This is a genomic window from Aquimarina sp. (assembly GCF_977115655.1).
This window is the reverse complement of sequence record NZ_CDSBKO010000022.1, coordinates 63,994-81,118: the sequence shown is the minus strand read 5'-3', so window position 1 is coordinate 81,118 and position 17,125 is coordinate 63,994. Positions and strand designations below refer to the sequence as shown.

Sequence of the window (17,125 nt, the reverse complement as noted above, 5' to 3'; positions counted from 1 at the left end):
TAAAAAATAAATTCAATTTCTATACGCACTATTTCAAAGTTAAAATGGTATTAAAAGCTCCTTACCGCATCAAACAAAAAAGATTATCGCTTTATCAATATGATTATAATGATATTTGGATTCCTGTATTATCTAATTTATACAGTTTAACAAAATAAGTAAGCAATTTATTATTGTTATAAGGGCTAAATTAATATGAAATGGCATAAAAGATTTATAAAGGAAAAAGCTAATCCAGCACAAAACCAAATCCTCCGGAAAAAAGGCTTGCTTTAAGTCCTGAGTTTCTGCTGTATTGTCTAAATCTAAAATCAATACTCTTTAAACCCAGTTTCCAAATATGTAGTTTTGCGAAAATATCGGTATAACTAACTCCAAAACCGTATTGATTGGCTTCAAAATCTGATAAATCATAATCTGATGTATAAAATTGCTGGGTAGAAAGGTGTTGATTAAATGGCGCAAAATAATCTGCTGCTGTTTGCGTATAAAACCGATACGAAGGATATATGGTAAATTTATCTGTTATCTTGACAGGTATTTCTATGCTTGTTGTATGGGATTTTATACCCCAATCGTCTGTATAATACCTGTAAAATGTACGTACTGTAAGTATTTCATTAATATAATAATGCAACCTCCCTCCTGCTGCTATTTTAAATCTGGTATCCGGCAATCTTTCTATATCATCTGCATACGTAAATTCCTGAATAACAACATCTGCAACATCTGCAAATTGTACTCTTTGAAACGGGGTAGACAAAAGACCTTGTTGTTGTATGAAATCTAAAGAGATGGATCCTTGTAGTTTTTTAGATAAAATTTGTGAAAAACCAAACCCTGCCGAATAAGAGTTTCTTGATTTATCCTTAAAAGGAGTAAATGTTGGTTGGTCTCTTAGTTCTGACGGATAAATTGTTTTCCATGTATCCAAAAACACATTTGCTTTTACACTTAGTTCTGTGTTTTTTTCATTAAAAAGCCTTGTATAACTTCCTCCAAGTCCTAAAGAAAAATAGTCGTACTCGCTAGCTACTGCAAAATTAGCAGACCATATTTTATCCCGATCATCACTACTGTGGCTGTAGTTTCCTGATACAGTTACCAGGACATCGCTTTCAGATGCTCCCGAGGATGCTACAAACGGATTTGCCGGTGCATTACCATCAAAAGGATTTACATTACTTGAAGATGCCGATGAATACGCAGACACACCTGCATCTATACTTAACACATCATCATCATTTAAAGGAATCGAAACCACGATAGTAGGGGTAAGATCGGTTAGCTCTTCTGTACCAATACCTCCTGTAACTGCTGCATTATCTCCATCTTGTGTATAATAACTCATTAAAAAATCCACTTCTGTAGATTCTAATACTCTTTTTTTATAGATGACAGCATCGCTTTGTTGTTTTTCCTGAGCTTTTATAAAAAACACAGAAAATAACACGATTAATAATGGAAACTTTTTCAAAATATTTTTTTATCAAAATTCATATATATATATCAGATATCGGATCATGATTAGTTACAGCCACAACCGCCACCTGTTTTACCTCCGTTTGCTCCTGCCGCAGATTCCCTGTATGCCTGAAAATTAGACTCAAAACGATCGCACTTTTTTAAGGCAAGTTCCATATCCGGGTCATTGATTTGTACTTTTTCATATTCTTTTACTACAACGCATGATTGCAAAGAAAATAGTATTGCCGAAAATATTAATATTACTTTATTCATAAAACATCGTTTTTATAAAACTTTTTTTAATTATCTATTTTAATATGATCTGATGTATATATTTTTCCATTTTCGTCCACAATTATACATTCTATACCCGGCAATTGATTTATCCTGTTTAATCCCGTTTCTACCCCCATTACAAATATAGAAGTAGCTAAAGCATCTGCCAATTCTGCTTTTGGGGCAAAAACACTTACACTAACAATCCCTGTAGATGGGTGTCCTGTTCTTGGGTCAATAATATGAGAGTACCTTTTATTATTAAAAATAACATATTTTTCATAGTTCCCAGAAGTTACCACAGCCTTATTTACTACAGGAAGTAATGCAAATGCATTATTTTTGTTTAAGGGATTGGTAATAGCTACTTTCCAATCGCTTCCATCTGGTTGTTTACCCCAGGTATTCATATCTCCCGAAGCATTAATAATTCCTGCTATAACCCCATTGGTTATCAAAAGATCTTTGGCTTTATCTGCCGCATACCCTTTACCAATTGCCCCAAAACCTATTTTCATTCCTTTTAGCTTCAGAAACACTGTAGATTTATCTTTATCCAAAATAATATTAGGGTATCCTACTTTTGCTACGGATGCCTTAATTTCTTGATCTGAAGGCATTTTTATCATACTACCATCAAATTTCCATATTTTATCCATTGATGCATAGCTAATATCAAAAGCTCCATCTGTTAATTTGGATATTTGTATTGCCCTAAATATCAAATCAAAAAGCTCTTTATCGACTTTTACCGGGGCGATACCTGCATTATTATTGATTAAAGAGGTTTGAGAGTCTTTATTCCAGGAAGATATTAAGTTTTCTATACGCTGGATTTCTTTGACTGCTGTATTTATATATTGTTGAGCCCCTGTACTATCGTTTGCTACTACTGTAATATCAAAACGACTACCCATTAACTTTAGAGTTCGTTTATATATTTGTTGCGAGAAACTATAGTTTATGACCAATAAAAATGAAAATACAAAAAATGTTTTCAAAATATTACTTTATCATTTTATTCAGAATATCCAGATAGGAATTTGGGGATATATTTTTATATCCTGTTTCTCCCATTTTTTTTCCGTTTTTATCCAAAACAACGACTAAAGGAAAACCTCCGCTTTTGTTATACTTCTCTGCCAATTTTTTGTTCTGATTTTGTAAACTTTCTGGCAATTGATTTTTCTTTTTTCTCGGAAAATCAGCCTTAATGAGTACGTAATCATTTTTTACAGATTCTTTAAACTCTTCCGTTTCTAATATTTGTTTCTCTAATTTAATACAAGGCGCACACCAATCTGATCCTGCAAATACCAAAATTATATGTTTATCTTCGTCTTTGGCTATCTTTTGGGCTTCGTCAAAATCAAGACCCCATTCCTGAGCATTCATGTAGTTTGTACACCAAAATGCTAACATCAATATTAAAATAATCTTTTTCATCTGTTCTTCTTCTTTTTGAAGGCTGTGTAAACACCTCTTATAACTTAAATCTTATTTCCAGTTATATAGCACACTCTATTTTGCACAAGTATAAATATATCTTATATCTCTTATCTTATTTGTTAATGAGTACACAAAATTTATAAAGAATTACAATATCTAATAAATCTAAATAATAATTACTCAATTGTTATCTACAAAGGGTTAATCAAAATATTGTTCCTTAATTAAGCTTATCAAATCTAATTTCTTTTTTTATCAAATACTCTTTTTAAGGTTATCGCCAGTTTAAATGCAGAACTCCTAAAAGCATTTTGAATAAGCTTTAAATAAGGCCATTCACTATCATTATCAAAATCTTTATTATAGCCATGTGATTCCTTTACATCAATGATCTCAACAATTCTTTTTGTTGCATTATCTATCAACTCTAACCTTAGTTTAATTTTAGAAGGCGAACGAGCTATACCAATATCATATCCTGAGTATATCCAAAGGACATTTACTTTCATAGTATAGTTTGTTTCAGAATTTATTACAAATTTTGGAGCTATATATTTTGATAAGTTCTCATTTAAAATGGAGACATATATTTCTTTCCAAGTTTTATTTTTAGAATGTTCATAAGCCATAAACCACTCTTCATAATTATTTTTTCTAGCAGAAATTTTTTCTTTTTGTTTTTTAAGGTATTCTTCCTCACTAATAAAATTTCCGCCCCTAATAAGATCGCTATAATCGAATATAACATTTAACGTTTTTTCTTCTTTTAAAAAAGAAAGCTTTTTTTTATCAATTTTGATGTGCTGACCTACAATTGTTATAGGGAACGTAAATAAGATTACAGCTAATCTTATAGTAAATAATTTCATTCTATTGTTTTTTATGAATCCACAAATCTAAAAAAAGAAAATTGTTGTACTCCTTTTATTTTTAGAGGGCAAATATAAATACCCTTTTTGTGTATTAAGTCCTATTTCCTGTTTATTACAACATACTCTATTTTACTCAAGTATAAATATATCTCTTATCCTAGATTTGTTAATTAGTGCACAAAATTTATAAAGAATTACAACATCTAAATAATAATTATAGCCCAAAAACATTAATATCAAAGCTTTACACTAGATATACACAAACAAAGAATAGCTGTTTAAAAAAACAGCTATTCTTTGTTTACATTAAAAAAACAGATTGTGGTAGTTATAACTTAGGACATCTTTTACAGTTAGATTTTCCTTTCTTTTTATATTTTTTACAGCACTTTTTCTTTTTCCCACCGCATGCAATTTCACAATCAAGAGCTGAACAAGGAGAATATAAGGATGGAATATCTGTATTTTGCACTTTTATTAATTTTTATTAAATCTAAATAAAGAACAAAAATAATAAAAATATTTACAGTAAAAGAATCTTTTTTTAATCTTTGATAGCTTATCAACAATTATTTTGCCTGCCCTGCTGTTTGAAAAGTATTTATGTCCCGATCAAACAAATAGTGACCAGATTTATCATCTCCAATAATTCGTAATTTATCCAGTAATGTACGTGCTATTGCTTCTTCTTCTAACTGTTCTGAAACATACCATTGCATAAAGTTATGTACATTATAATCCTGACGCTGCAAACACTCGTATATAATATTGTTAATCTTTGAAGTTACAAATTCTTCACTTCTTAAAAATGTTTCAAAAAGCTCGGTCAAAGATTCGAAGTCATCTCTTGGTTTATCAATTTCCGGAATAATGGCAACACCACTTCTTTCATTAATAAACTTAACTAATTTAATCATGTGCACCCGTTCCTCTTCAGACTGTGTGTAAAAAAAGTTTGCCACCCCATTATATCCTCTGGTATCTGCCCAACTTGCCATAGAAAGGTATTGAACTGAAGCTTTTGCTTCGTATCTTATCTGATCATTTAATAATTTTTCTATTTCTTGTATCATTTTTTTGATATTATCTTTTTTTAAACTAAAATCTAAAATACAATAATTTATTACGTTTTAGAAAGCAGATACCGCCAATTGTTTAATTTAAACTAAGACTACTTTATAATAATTGGTAAAATTCCTCAAAAATTTATACAGGTGTTTTTATATCCAGTAGTAAAACTGACTCTAATACCAAACAAAGCTCTAAAATCATACTCATACAGTTCTTAAATAAAACTACTATAATGAAGATAATAAAGTTATTTTGGGTTCATCAAAAAAAATCTTTTAATACCTTTTGTCCCAAATTCATAAAAGGGCTGGTAGTTAAAAACACATATCAAATTGACTTTAAAAGATTTACTTATAAGGGTTTTTAGTTCCCTCCCTTTTGGGAAGGGCTGAGAATGGAATGTACTGAGTTTTGATAAAGTTAATCAACCTTATTATAAACCAGAGCCTTTCTTTTTAAATAATTGAAATAACACTAACAAAGAACCAAAAGTAAAACTGGCTGTCATTAATACCCCGGATAACATTACCACATATTTCATCCAACTAACTTGCAACCATAAAAAATAAATCCCCCCAAAGGTCAAAAGAACGGATAAAAAAGGCTCTATCATTAAAAAAAATTTTATTTTTTTATTTATAGAGGTTATGGATAATAAGCTACCCAGCAAAAAAAAGATGAAGGACATAGATAAAATATGGGTATGGATAATGGTAAGCATTTCTCTTTTTCCTTTTTTAAATTTCATTACTTCGGCATTTTCATCTTCTTCGTTACCCAAATAATTTTCTTCAATACCATCTGGCCTGGTTGTAGAGGTTTCTCCTACAAATAGCAATCCTGTATAGTACCCTACGCTTAGAACTACGACAAAAGCTGCTATAAAAACCTTTATTTCTTTTGGAAAAGTATGTATTAAACCGTGTAATTGCATTAGATAGATTTATTTGAACGCAATATTTTTATACTTTTTAATAGGTTATCTATTGCATTGGTCATAGATCGAACAGAAATCGTAGCCCCAGAAATAGCATCGATATCCCCAGGAAAACGAACTTCATCTTGCATAGATTTCCCAATAAACTGCTTTAACCATCTTTTACTTCCTATTTCTCCTCCATATTCTTCTCGATAGATTAAAACTTTTGATTTTACGATTACAAAATCAGGATCAAAAATCACCAAATAATCAAAAGTTGCAGTCTTACTTGGGGCATTACCAATGTATGCATACCCTAAAATCCCATTTGGGCTACTAATTTTTAAAAGATTATCTTTTAAAAATTCTGATTTTACAGTATTATTATCTGTTTCAGAAATTTTTATAACTGCCGTAGAAAATTCTTCTGTTTCAAAATGAGCTGTAATTTCTTTAGCTATTTTTTTCTCAATTTTCTTAGAGTGATCTGTAAATGAGGTTAAAGTAAAAGCTACTACTATTAAAACAGTAATATATGTATTAATTTTCATATTGCAAAAGTATTTAAAAACTCACTATCTATAAAACAAAAAACGAACCAAATTTATAAAGCAATAAAACCTCACAGGCTTTGACAAGCCTATGAGGTAAACACTTTTCAATTATTAAATATTAGAACCAAACTCCTATACCGAAGTTTAATCTATCTTTTACACTGTCTCCAGACAGAGCATTATCTCTAAATTGGTAATCTCCTTTTAACACTACTCCCGGAGCTATATGATAACTTAAACCAGTAGTTATATCGGTTCTGTTATACGCATCATTTCGTTCTAAACCTCCTTCTGTATCTGCATGAGTATCATATTGCTCATAACGTGCAAATGCAAATAGTTTTTGTTTATTTTCTACTGGCAATAAATTAAATGCTCCTTCTGCATACCACCCCATTAGTGCGCTACCTAAGTTTTGATCTGTTAATGCATTATACTCTTTGGTATCTGAAAGGGAAGCATAGATAAATTGTCCTCTTGCAGTAAATCTTTCGTAAGCATATCTGGCATCAAAACCAACCATAGAAATACCAACATTTGCCCCATCCAATTCTTCTACATCGTCTTGAGCTTGTGTTTTACCAAAGTATCCGGATAATCCTAAACGAAGACCTGGTAATCCGTAATAATCTAATTTTGCAGAAAACGTAGGGCTATCTACTGTGGATTGTATTGCTTTTTGACGACCACCGCGTAATCCATTGGCACCTCCCAAAAATCCTTTTATACCATTTTCTCCATCAGACTGTGTAGACTTAAATCCGTTAAAAACATACGCTTGATATCCTAATGAAATATCATTAAATTTACCGTTAACACCAATACCTATCTCTCTCCAGGTTGTTGGTATTATAGAGTTATCTACAGCAGGGCGCTCTGTACCATTAAAAGTCGTTGGTTCATGAAATTCGTTGATAATCCCCATGGGAACCAACATTAATCCTCCTCTAAGATTAATATTATTACCTACATTATAGTTCACAAATGCTTGTTCTATAAAAACCTCTTCTACATGCTCAAATTCAACCTCAGTCACAAACTGTACCTGGTCATTAAACTTATATCCAAAAAGCAAAACCAAACGTTGTACATCCAACTCTCCGTTATCTCCTTCTGGTTGATTATAAAGAACTTCGCCATAAGCTCCAACAGTTACTGCTTTTCCATAATTTCCAGAAAGAATACGTTGTGCGGCATTAATTTGTTTTTGAGGATCTAACTGAATAGAATCTTGCATAGTTTGTGAAAAACCAACAAAACTAATAGCCAAAAACAATAGGGATAATTTATTTTTCATTTTTATTTAGACTTATTATAAATAATTATTCAATTTTTGAATGCAAATATATTCATCAAATTGAATATGGCAAAAATTATTTGTAATAAATCTAAATTAATGTTATTTTAAAAGCAAAAGAGCTTATTAAAGCATTAATTATCAACACCAAAACCTTAATGGTATACTGAAAATATTTTGGTTGCTTCATTATGTGAGGACTCAAAACTAAGTGTTCTTATATCTGTATCTGCATTTACCGAAGTGAAATACGATATCATTCGCTCTGTTGGCATATTTCCGGTTAATTCATCTTTTGCCATCGGGCAGCCTCCAAATCCTTGAATTGCTCCATCAAACCTCCTGCAGCCTGCTTTATATGCAGAATCTACTTTTTCAAACCATGTAGTTGGTGTAGTATGTAAATGTGCTCCAAATTCTATTTCAGAATACGAGGATATCAAATTAGAGAATAGATAACTTATAATTTCTGGTGTTGAAGTACCTACAGTATCTGAAAGAGAAAGAATCTTCACTCCCATTTTACTAAGCTTTTCTGTCCACTCGCCTACTATTTCTACATCCCAAGGATCTCCATAAGGGTTACCAAACCCCATAGAAAGATAAGCTACTACTTCTTTATTTGCTGCATCTGCAATATTCAATATTTCTTGTAAACTTGCTACAGATTCTGCAATGGTTTTATGTGTGTTCCGCATCTGAAAGTTTTCAGAAATTGAAAAAGGATATCCCAGATAATCGATTGCATCATATTGTACTGCATCTCTTGCTCCTCTTACATTAGCTATAATAGCCAACAACTTACTTTTTGTATTTGAAAGATCTAATTGCGACAAAACCTCTGCCGTATCTATCATTTGAGGTATTGCTTTTGGAGATACAAAACTACCAAAATCTATAGTATCAAAACCACAACGTAGCAGTGATTGAATATATTGAACTTTTTTCTGTGTAGGAATAAATTCTTTTATGCCCTGCATAGCATCTCGGGGACATTCAATAATTTTTACGTTTTCAGCCATTTTAGAATTCTAAACTAAGAAATATTCAATTGTGTGTATAAAAATATAACTATTTTTCAGAAAAAAGCACAAAAACTCCAATTCCGATAAAGACAATAATCTGAAGCCATTTTAAAACAACTCCTACCTTTGAATTCTTTTTTAAATAGTCTGAAATAGATCCTGAAAGAATTGCTATTGATCCAAATATTATAAACGAAACTATAATAAAAAGAAACCCAAGTATATAAAATTGCAATACATTACTTATAGTATTGCTAAACAAAAATCCCGGGAAAAATGCCAGAAAAAATATAGATACTTTAGGGTTTAAAACATTCATAACAAACCCTTGTTTAAATAATTGCCCGAAACTTTTTTTTGGCAAATTGTCTTCAGACAAATTTACCGAAGCTTCACTTTTAAATACCTTATAAGCAAGAAAAAACAGATATAGCGCTCCAAACAGTTTTATAACAAAAAACAACAATTCGCTTTGCTTTATTATAGCAGACATCCCAAAAGCTACTAGTGTAGTATGAACCAAACACCCTGTCATTAAGCCTGCTACTACGGCTAATCCATATTTTTTACCATTAACAACACTTTGCATTAACACAAAAATATTATCGGGACCAGGAGTTATAGCTAAAACAGAAATAGCAATAACAAACGTATAAAGAATTTCGTAGTTCATACCTCTTAAACCTTCAAGTCTTTTGTAAATCTTGAAGGTTTGTGTTACAAAGTAGTGCTTTATTAATATCCTTGATTAATTTAGGCCCTTCATAAATAAACCCTGTATATATCTGTACCAGACTTGCTCCTGCATTTAATTTTTCTAAGGCATCTTTTGCACTATGTATTCCTCCTACTCCAATAATAGGAAAAGCATTTTCGCTCTTTTTGGATAGATACCGAATAACTTCTGTACTTTTATCTTTTATCGGTTGTCCGCTAAGCCCACCATTACCGATAGCATCTAATTTATCTTTTGGCATACGCAAACCATCTCTGGAAACAGAAGTATTGCTTGCAATAACTCCATCTAAATTTGTTTCTGCAACTAATTCTATTATTTCATCCAATTGATTTTGATTCAAATCCGGAGCTATTTTTAAAACAACAGGTTTTTGTTTTTGAAATGTTTTGTTTGCTTTTTGCACAGTAAGTATTAATTCGTTTAAATACTCTTTATCATTTAATTTTGCATGGCTTGCTACGTTTGGACAACTTACATTTAAAACAAAATAATCAACATACGGGTGTAACGCATTAAAACACTCTAAATAATCTCTGGTATAATTTTCTGGAGAAGTATCTGTATTCTTACCTATATTCCCCCCTATTAACACATTTTTATTCTTCTTTAATCGCTTAACTGCATCTTTAACACCTTCATTATTAAATCCCATTCTGTTAATTATTGCAGAATCTGACTTAAGTCTAAATAATCTCTTTTTAGGATTCCCTATTTGTGCCTTTGGTGTTAATGTTCCTATTTCTATAAAACCAAATCCAAAATTATAGAGTTCCTTAAATAATTTTGCATCTTTATCAAATCCCGCAGCTAATCCTACCGGATTTTTAAATTTCAACCCAAAGACTTCTCTTTCTAAACCAAGATCTTCAATTTGATATAAACTTCTAAAAATGGATGGAACTAAGGGGATTTTTGAAAAAAAACGAATCATTTTAAAGGTAAAATGATGTACGCTCTCTGGATCAAATAAGAATAATAAAGGCCTTACTAAAAGTTTATACATTAAATAGGTATTTGATTATGCAAAAATAAGGTATACAAGGTTCTAATAAAAGTGTATTTTTGAATTCTTCAGATATATAAAATATTTCAGTATCATGATTTCAAAAAAACATATCACAAATAGATTTATTAGTTACGTTACTATCGACACAGAAAGTGATCCGGAAAGCACTACAACCCCCAGTACAAAAAAACAATGGGATCTTGCTAATAAACTAGCGCAAGAATTAACAGATATAGGCTTAGAAGATGTAAGTATAGATGAGCATGCATATATTATGGCTACACTGCCATCTAATGTAGATCATATAGTACCTACTATAGGTTTTATATCTCATTTTGACACTAGTCCGGATTTTACAGGTGCAAATGTAAAACCTCAGATTATAGAAAATTATGATGGTAAAGACATTGTATTAAATGCTTCTCAAAACATTATACTATCACCCGATTATTTTGAGGATTTAAAACAATATAAAGGACAAACCCTTATCACCACAGACGGGACCACATTACTTGGTGCAGATGATAAAGCAGGAATTACTGAGATAGTAACCGCTATGGAATATCTGGTACAGCACCCGGAGATTAAACATGGCAAGATTCGTATTGGATTTACCCCAGACGAAGAAATCGGTCGTGGGGCTCATAAATTTGATGTCAAAAAATTTGGTGCAGACTGGGCATATACTATGGATGGCAGCCAAATTGGGGAGCTGGAATATGAAAACTTTAATGCTGCAGGAGCTGTTGTAACTATAAAGGGTAAAATTGTACACCCAGGCTATGCCAAAGGAAAAATGATTAATAGTATGTACATCGCACAAGACTTTATCAACTCTTTACCCAGAATGGAAACACCTGAACATACTAGTGGCAGAGAAGGTTTTTTTCATCTACACAATATAAAAGGGAATGTAGAAGAAACCCAACTACACTATATTATCAGGGACCATGACAAAAAGCATTTTGAAGCACGAAAGGAAGTAATGAATAAATTAGGCGCAGAAATCAATGTTCAACATGGAAAAGAAGTTGTACAAATAGAGATTAAAGATCAATATTATAATATGCGAGAAAAGGTAGAACCAGTAATGCATATTGTGGATATTGCTGAAGAAGCTATGAAATCCCTTGGTATTACCCCTATTATAAAACCAATTCGTGGCGGAACAGATGGTTCTCAATTAAGCTTTATGGGACTGCCATGTCCTAATATTTTTGCTGGCGGTCATAATTTTCATGGCAGATATGAGTATGTTCCTGTAGAAAGCATAATTAAAGCTACAGAAGTAATCGTTAAGATTGCCGAGTTAACGGCCAACAAAAAATAGAGTGTAAAAAAGCGCTATAAAACCGATTTTGTTTTATAGCGCTTTTAAAAGTAGGCTAGTTATTACTTCTTTTCTGTCGCAGGAGGTTGGTTAAGTTTTTGACTCATCTCCAATGAAATTGCAGATTTATCATACGTTAACTTTCCTGATCCTGTTTCGATAATAACAGCATTATTTTTTTCGCTGAAATCGAAAACTTTTCCATGGAGACCACTTTTTGTTACTACTTTATCTCCTTTTTTAAGCTCTTCAGCAAATTTTTTCTCCTTTTTTGCTTTTTGCATTTGTGGCCGTATCATAAAAAAATACATTACCACAAATATTAATACAAAAGGTAGAAACTGTTGAATTTGATCCATAAAATTATTCGCTTACTGGTGTTCCACTTACTGGTTGAGCTTTTGGAGTTACCATAGCTTTAATTTTAAGAATTTCTTGCCCGGCTTCAGTATTTGCAGTTATAGTAACTTGCTTAGTTTGCTGATTTGGTTTTCCGTTAGAGTTAAATTTCACTAACATCTCTCCTGTTGCACCCGGAGCTATTGGTTCTTTTGGCCATTCTGGCACAGTACATCCACAACTACCTTTTGCGCTTACAATTACTAATGGAGCTTTACCTGTATTAGTAAAAGCAAATTTATGCTCTACCACATCTCCTTCGTTAATAGTCCCAAAATCGTGTTCTACTTCTGTAAAAGTCATAACAGGATAATCTGCATTCTTTGCATCACGATCTGCTGCTATTTCTACATTTTCTTCTTTAACTTTTTCTGCTGCTTTATCTTTGCAAGACACAAATGTCATAGCAAAAACTCCAGCCAAAATTAAGATTCCTTTTTTCATTACTTGAGTTTTTAATTATTGTTGAGGGTTAAAAATACTATTTTTTCTTATATTACATAAGTCCGCGGCCTACTTTGTTTAATTTGCCGCTTTCTTTATACTCTTTAGAAATTTTATCTAAAATTCCGTTGATAAAAATACTACTTTTAGGAGTACTATATTCTTTTGCAATTTCTAAATATTCGTTAATTGTTACTTTTACCGGTATCGAAGGAAACTTTACGAACTCACAAATAGCCATTTTTATAATAGCTTTATCCAGTTCTGCTATACGATCCTGATCCCAATTTGGGGTTCTGCCATCTATTTCTTTTGTAAACTCTGCTCCATTAAGTGTTGTTTTCTTAAAAATATCTACCGCAAATTTTTTATCTTCTATATCCTTGTACAATTTTGGCAAGGACATATTTTCGGTATGAGATTCTTTTAATTTACGAAACATTTTAATGATCGAAGTATTTACCAATGGCAAATCATCCACCCATGTTAATTTTTTATCTTCAATATATTCATATAATTTATCGTTAGGGGCAATAATTTCTTTAAAGATTTCTACTATAAAATCTTTATCTTCCCTAAACGTGCTAAGCTTGGTGCTCATATAAGATTTATACTGTTCGCTTTCTTTAATTTCTTTCCATAATATTGCTACGTACTCCCCGTCTAGCTCCCAACAATTAAGCCTTTTTTTCTCCATCTCCTCTTTTAAGAGAATATTTTTTTCTAACAACAACAACACTTGATTGTTCACAAATTTGGTGTTAGGGTTTTTTTCTTCGGAAGTTGGTAAATATTTCTTTTTGCTGATAGCCAAAAGATCGGCTGCATGTTTTCTAATTTCTACCAGAAGCTGAAGATTTATAAGAAATAATTCATACATCTGATCAATACTGAAAAGAAGAAACTTCTCTTCTTTTACAAGGTTGTCACTTTGCGTCTGCTCTATTGAATAAAGAGACTGCATTACTTTTACTCTAATATGTCTTCTGGTTAACATAGAAAATTACAAAGAACTTTATATTTAAAATAGGGACAAAAGCCACTATTGACTTTTGTCCCGCAAAAATACTATTATTTTTAATCTACCTATCTTAAAATTCTTTTTTTTACAGCTAATTGCTCTTAAAAAACATAAAGCAACAATACTGTACAGAAAAACAGGGATCATTATTTGATATAAAAAGAAAATCTTAAGCTCTTTTAATATCTATTATTTGTTTTCTTTTTTTCGAGTCGCAATCCTATCTTCGGCTATAGCATTTGCAGCTTTGTTTGTAGTAATATTAGCTTCCTTTGCTCTGTTTAATATATCCAAAGTTGTATCAAATATATTTTCAGTTTTAGCCATAATTTGATCTCTGCCATACCCTTCTATTTCTGCATATACATTTATAATCCCTCCTGCATTAATCAAAAAGTCAGGTGCATATACTATTCCCCTTTCTTGTAGTATTAAGCCATGAACATTTTCATTAGCTAATTGATTATTTGCAGCTCCTGCTATTATTTTTACGTTCAATTTATTAACAGTATCATCATTAATAGTTGCTCCTAATGCACAAGGGGCATAAATATCTGCTGTTTCTTCATACAAATTATTACCTCTGTAAATATCTACACCATATTTTTTGCTTACTTCTTCTAATCTTTCTTCATTGATATCGCTAATTATAACCTTGGCTCCTTCTTCTGAAACTAAACGCACCAATTCTTCTCCTACATGGCCTATACCCTGAACTATAATTCGCTTTCCATTTAGTGTTTCATCCCCGTATGTAAACTTTGTAGCTGCTTTCATCCCCATATACACTCCGTATGCAGTAACTGGCGAAGGGTTTCCTGCTCCTCCTTTGGATTCTGATATCCCTGTTACATAAGGAGTAACCTCTCTTACTGTATCCATATCAGATGTTTCCATCCCTACATCTTCTGCTGTATAATACTTACCTCCCAGTGTGTCCACAAACTTTCCAAAACGCCTCATTAGCTCCGGGGTTTTCAACTTTTTGGGATCTCCAATGATAACTGCTTTTCCTCCTCCAAGATTTAAGCCTGTAATAGCAGCTTTATAAGTCATTCCTCTTGACAATCTTAACACATCGTTAAGAGCATCCCATTCTGTAGCATAATCATACATTCTTGTACCTCCCAAAGCTGGTCCTAAAATTGTGTTGTGCACACCAATTATTGCTTTCAATCCTGTATCTTTGTCCTGACAAAAAACAACTTGTTCGTGATTATCAAACGATAGTTGACCAAACACTGGGGCTTCTTTTTTTAGTTGATTTGCAGTAATTACTTCAGTTATCATGTTATAAAAATTTTACAATGAAATTATATTATATTCAAAATCAGGACGCTAAAATAGCATATTTTTATCAATTTCAAATTTAAAAGTATTAAATCATACGAATACATTAATCAATTCGTTTCCAAATATCATTTTTTATGCCTGCATTGCAACATTTAAACAAGTATTTTCTTAAATATAAATACAGATTAATTATAGGTTTGCTCATTACTATTATTGCAAGAGTTTTTGCCACAATGGTTCCTACATTAGTCGGCGATTCTGTAGATGTGGTAGAACAATATATCAATAAAGAAATTACGGATATTGCTCAAGTAAAAACAGGTCTCATTATTAATATTTCATTAATCATTGGTGCTTTGGTTGTTTCGGCATTATTCACCTTTTTAATGCGCCAAACTTTTATTGTAGTTTCCAGATTTATTGAGTTTGATTTAAAAAATGAAATATTTGAGCATTATGAAAAGTTATCCCTGAATTTTTACAAAAAAAACAGAACAGGAGATTTAATGAATCGTATTAGCGAAGATGTTTCTAAAGTTAGAATGTATATTGGCCCCGCAATTATGTATAGTGTAAATACCATTACTCTGTTTATTGTAGTAATAGGCTATATGGTTAGCATAGCTCCCGAACTAACTCTGTACACCTTGGCTCCTTTGCCAATATTATCTGTATCTATATACAAATTAAGCGTTGCTATTCACAAACGCAGCACCGTTGTTCAAGAATTTCTGTCAAAATTGACCACATTTACGCAAGAATCTTTTAGTGGCATTACAGTTATAAAAGCTTATAGTATTGAACCTCAAACGCAAGAAAATTTCACCAAATTATCCAATGACGGCAAACAAAAAAATTTGGATTTAGCCAAAGTACAAGCTTTGTTTTTTCCTCTTATGGTTTTACTTATTGGATTTAGCAACATAATGGTTATATATATTGGCGGAAAACAATTTATTGATGGTACCATACAAGATTTAGGCATCATTGTAGAATTTATCATATTTGTAAACATGTTAACCTGGCCTGTTGCAACTGTAGGATGGGTTAGCTCAATTATACAACAAGCAGAAGCATCCCAAGTAAGAATCAACGAGTTTCTTAGTCAAAAGCCTGAAATCACTAATACTGTAACCCAAAAAACACCTGTAAAAGGGGATATATCTTTTGATAATGTTTCTTTTACTTATGACGACACTAATATCACAGCTTTGAGAAATATAAGTTTTGATATTAAAAATGGAGAAACTATAGGTATTATTGGAAAAACCGGCTCTGGCAAATCTACCATACTGGATTTGACAGGAAGGCTTTATGATGTATCATCCGGAGAAATACGTATTGACGGGACACCAATAAAAAATCTTAACTTAAACGATTTAAGAAATAGTATTGGTTATGTTCCTCAGGATGCTTTTTTGTTTAGTGACACTATAGAAAACAACATAAAATTTGGCAAAGAAAATGCTACAGAAAAGGAGATCCATCAAGCAGCAAAAAATGCAGTAGTACATAATAACATAATAAATTTTAACAAAGGATACAAAACTGTTTTGGGAGAACGCGGAATTACTCTTTCGGGAGGTCAAAAACAACGGGTTTCTATTGCCCGAGCTATAATCAAAAACCCGTCTATACTTCTTTTTGATGATTGCTTATCTGCGGTAGATACCGAAACAGAAGAAGAAATACTTAATAATCTTCATAAGATTTCTAAAAATAAGACGACTTTTATAGTAACTCACAGGGTATCTACAGCCAAAAATGCAAATAAAATTATCGTACTAGAAGACGGTAAAATGATACAGCAAGGTACTCATAATCAACTAATAAGCATCAATGGTTACTATAAAGAACTTTATTTAAAACAACTTAGCGAAAAAGAAATATAAGTTTTTTTTGTGCGATTAACATTTTTTTTGGATTTTTGAAACCATCATAACAATATTAATTAATTAATAAA

At 31.6% G+C, this 17,125-nt stretch carries 18 protein-coding genes; 2 read left to right on the top strand and 16 right to left on the bottom strand.

Translation table 11 applies throughout. The features are described 5' to 3' along the window. Nucleotides 1-229 precede the first annotated feature (229 nt). From ACZIYX_RS11305 to ACZIYX_RS11250, 12 genes are all read right to left on the bottom strand, one after another. Nucleotides 230-1,477 carry a DUF3570 domain-containing protein gene (locus ACZIYX_RS11305; protein ID WP_462682348.1) on the bottom strand — a complete coding sequence of 416 codons (1,248 nt, stop codon included), beginning with the start codon at nt 1,475-1,477 and terminating at the stop codon, nt 230-232. A gap of 50 nt (nt 1,478-1,527) precedes the next feature. Continuing rightward, nucleotides 1,528-1,740 (bottom strand): DUF4266 domain-containing protein, encoded by a 213-nt coding sequence (locus tag ACZIYX_RS11300; RefSeq protein WP_462682347.1) that lies wholly within the window; start codon nt 1,738-1,740, stop codon nt 1,528-1,530. A 26-nt stretch (nt 1,741-1,766) separates the two neighbouring features. After that, complete coding sequence (locus ACZIYX_RS11295; protein ID WP_462682346.1) at nt 1,767-2,744, bottom strand: FAD:protein FMN transferase; 978 nt, start codon at nt 2,742-2,744, stop codon at nt 1,767-1,769. Between the two features lie 4 nt (nt 2,745-2,748). Continuing rightward, entirely contained in the window at nt 2,749-3,189 is a 441-nt protein-coding gene (locus tag ACZIYX_RS11290) for a thioredoxin family protein (protein WP_462682345.1), read from the bottom strand. 242 nt (nt 3,190-3,431) lie between these two features. After that, the gene (locus ACZIYX_RS11285; RefSeq protein ID WP_462682344.1) at nt 3,432-4,061 is read right to left on the bottom strand and encodes a hypothetical protein; all 630 of its coding nucleotides are present in this window, start codon (nt 4,059-4,061) and stop codon (nt 3,432-3,434) included. 572 nt (nt 4,062-4,633) lie between these two features. Beyond that, nucleotides 4,634-5,137 carry a ferritin gene (locus ACZIYX_RS11280; RefSeq protein WP_462682343.1) on the bottom strand — a complete coding sequence of 168 codons (504 nt, stop codon included), beginning with the start codon at nt 5,135-5,137 and terminating at the stop codon, nt 4,634-4,636. A 431-nt stretch (nt 5,138-5,568) separates the two neighbouring features. Beyond that, the gene (locus ACZIYX_RS11275) at nt 5,569-6,069 is read right to left on the bottom strand and encodes a hypothetical protein (RefSeq protein ID WP_462682342.1); all 501 of its coding nucleotides are present in this window, start codon (nt 6,067-6,069) and stop codon (nt 5,569-5,571) included. Next, nucleotides 6,069-6,605, bottom strand: coding sequence for an FMN-binding protein (locus tag ACZIYX_RS11270; RefSeq protein WP_462682341.1), 537 nt, complete (start codon nt 6,603-6,605; stop codon nt 6,069-6,071). Before ACZIYX_RS11270 ends, ACZIYX_RS11275 begins: the two co-directional genes overlap by 1 nt. Before the next feature lie 121 nt (nt 6,606-6,726). After that, nucleotides 6,727-7,905 carry a porin gene (locus ACZIYX_RS11265; RefSeq protein WP_462682340.1) on the bottom strand — a complete coding sequence of 393 codons (1,179 nt, stop codon included), beginning with the start codon at nt 7,903-7,905 and terminating at the stop codon, nt 6,727-6,729. 155 nt (nt 7,906-8,060) lie between these two features. Then, complete coding sequence (locus tag ACZIYX_RS11260) at nt 8,061-8,927, bottom strand: hydroxymethylglutaryl-CoA lyase (RefSeq protein WP_462682339.1); 867 nt, start codon at nt 8,925-8,927, stop codon at nt 8,061-8,063. 49 nt (nt 8,928-8,976) lie between these two features. Beyond that, the gene (locus ACZIYX_RS11255) at nt 8,977-9,603 is read right to left on the bottom strand and encodes a LysE family translocator (RefSeq protein WP_462682338.1); all 627 of its coding nucleotides are present in this window, start codon (nt 9,601-9,603) and stop codon (nt 8,977-8,979) included. Between the two features lie 13 nt (nt 9,604-9,616). After that, nucleotides 9,617-10,672 (bottom strand): quinone-dependent dihydroorotate dehydrogenase, encoded by a 1,056-nt coding sequence (locus ACZIYX_RS11250; protein ID WP_462682337.1) that lies wholly within the window; start codon nt 10,670-10,672, stop codon nt 9,617-9,619. A gap of 94 nt (nt 10,673-10,766) precedes the next feature. Here ACZIYX_RS11250 and pepT point away from each other — a divergent pair, with 94 nt between their 5' ends. After that, the gene (gene pepT / locus ACZIYX_RS11245; protein WP_462682336.1) at nt 10,767-12,005 is read left to right on the top strand and encodes a peptidase T; all 1,239 of its coding nucleotides are present in this window, start codon (nt 10,767-10,769) and stop codon (nt 12,003-12,005) included. 62 nt (nt 12,006-12,067) lie between these two features. On the opposite strand, the gene yajC is transcribed toward pepT, so the two are convergent. From yajC to ACZIYX_RS11225, 4 genes are all read right to left on the bottom strand, one after another. Beyond that, on the bottom strand, nt 12,068-12,364 hold the full coding sequence (gene yajC / locus ACZIYX_RS11240; RefSeq protein ID WP_462682335.1) for a preprotein translocase subunit YajC: 297 nt from the start codon (nt 12,362-12,364) through the stop codon (nt 12,068-12,070). Nucleotides 12,365-12,368: 4 nt separating this feature from the next. Further along, nucleotides 12,369-12,848: a DUF1573 domain-containing protein gene (locus ACZIYX_RS11235; protein WP_462682334.1), complete on the bottom strand. Its 480-nt coding sequence runs from the start codon at nt 12,846-12,848 to the stop codon at nt 12,369-12,371. A 52-nt stretch (nt 12,849-12,900) separates the two neighbouring features. Next, nucleotides 12,901-13,845 (bottom strand): transcription antitermination factor NusB, encoded by a 945-nt coding sequence (nusB, locus tag ACZIYX_RS11230; RefSeq protein ID WP_462682333.1) that lies wholly within the window; start codon nt 13,843-13,845, stop codon nt 12,901-12,903. Between the two features lie 213 nt (nt 13,846-14,058). After that, nucleotides 14,059-15,159 (bottom strand): Glu/Leu/Phe/Val family dehydrogenase, encoded by a 1,101-nt coding sequence (locus ACZIYX_RS11225; protein WP_462682332.1) that lies wholly within the window; start codon nt 15,157-15,159, stop codon nt 14,059-14,061. Nucleotides 15,160-15,296: 137 nt separating this feature from the next. Between ACZIYX_RS11225 and ACZIYX_RS11220 the strand changes: the two genes are divergently transcribed. After that, nucleotides 15,297-17,054 (top strand): ABC transporter ATP-binding protein, encoded by a 1,758-nt coding sequence (locus tag ACZIYX_RS11220; protein ID WP_462682331.1) that lies wholly within the window; start codon nt 15,297-15,299, stop codon nt 17,052-17,054. The last annotated feature ends 71 nt before the right edge of the window (nt 17,055-17,125 follow it).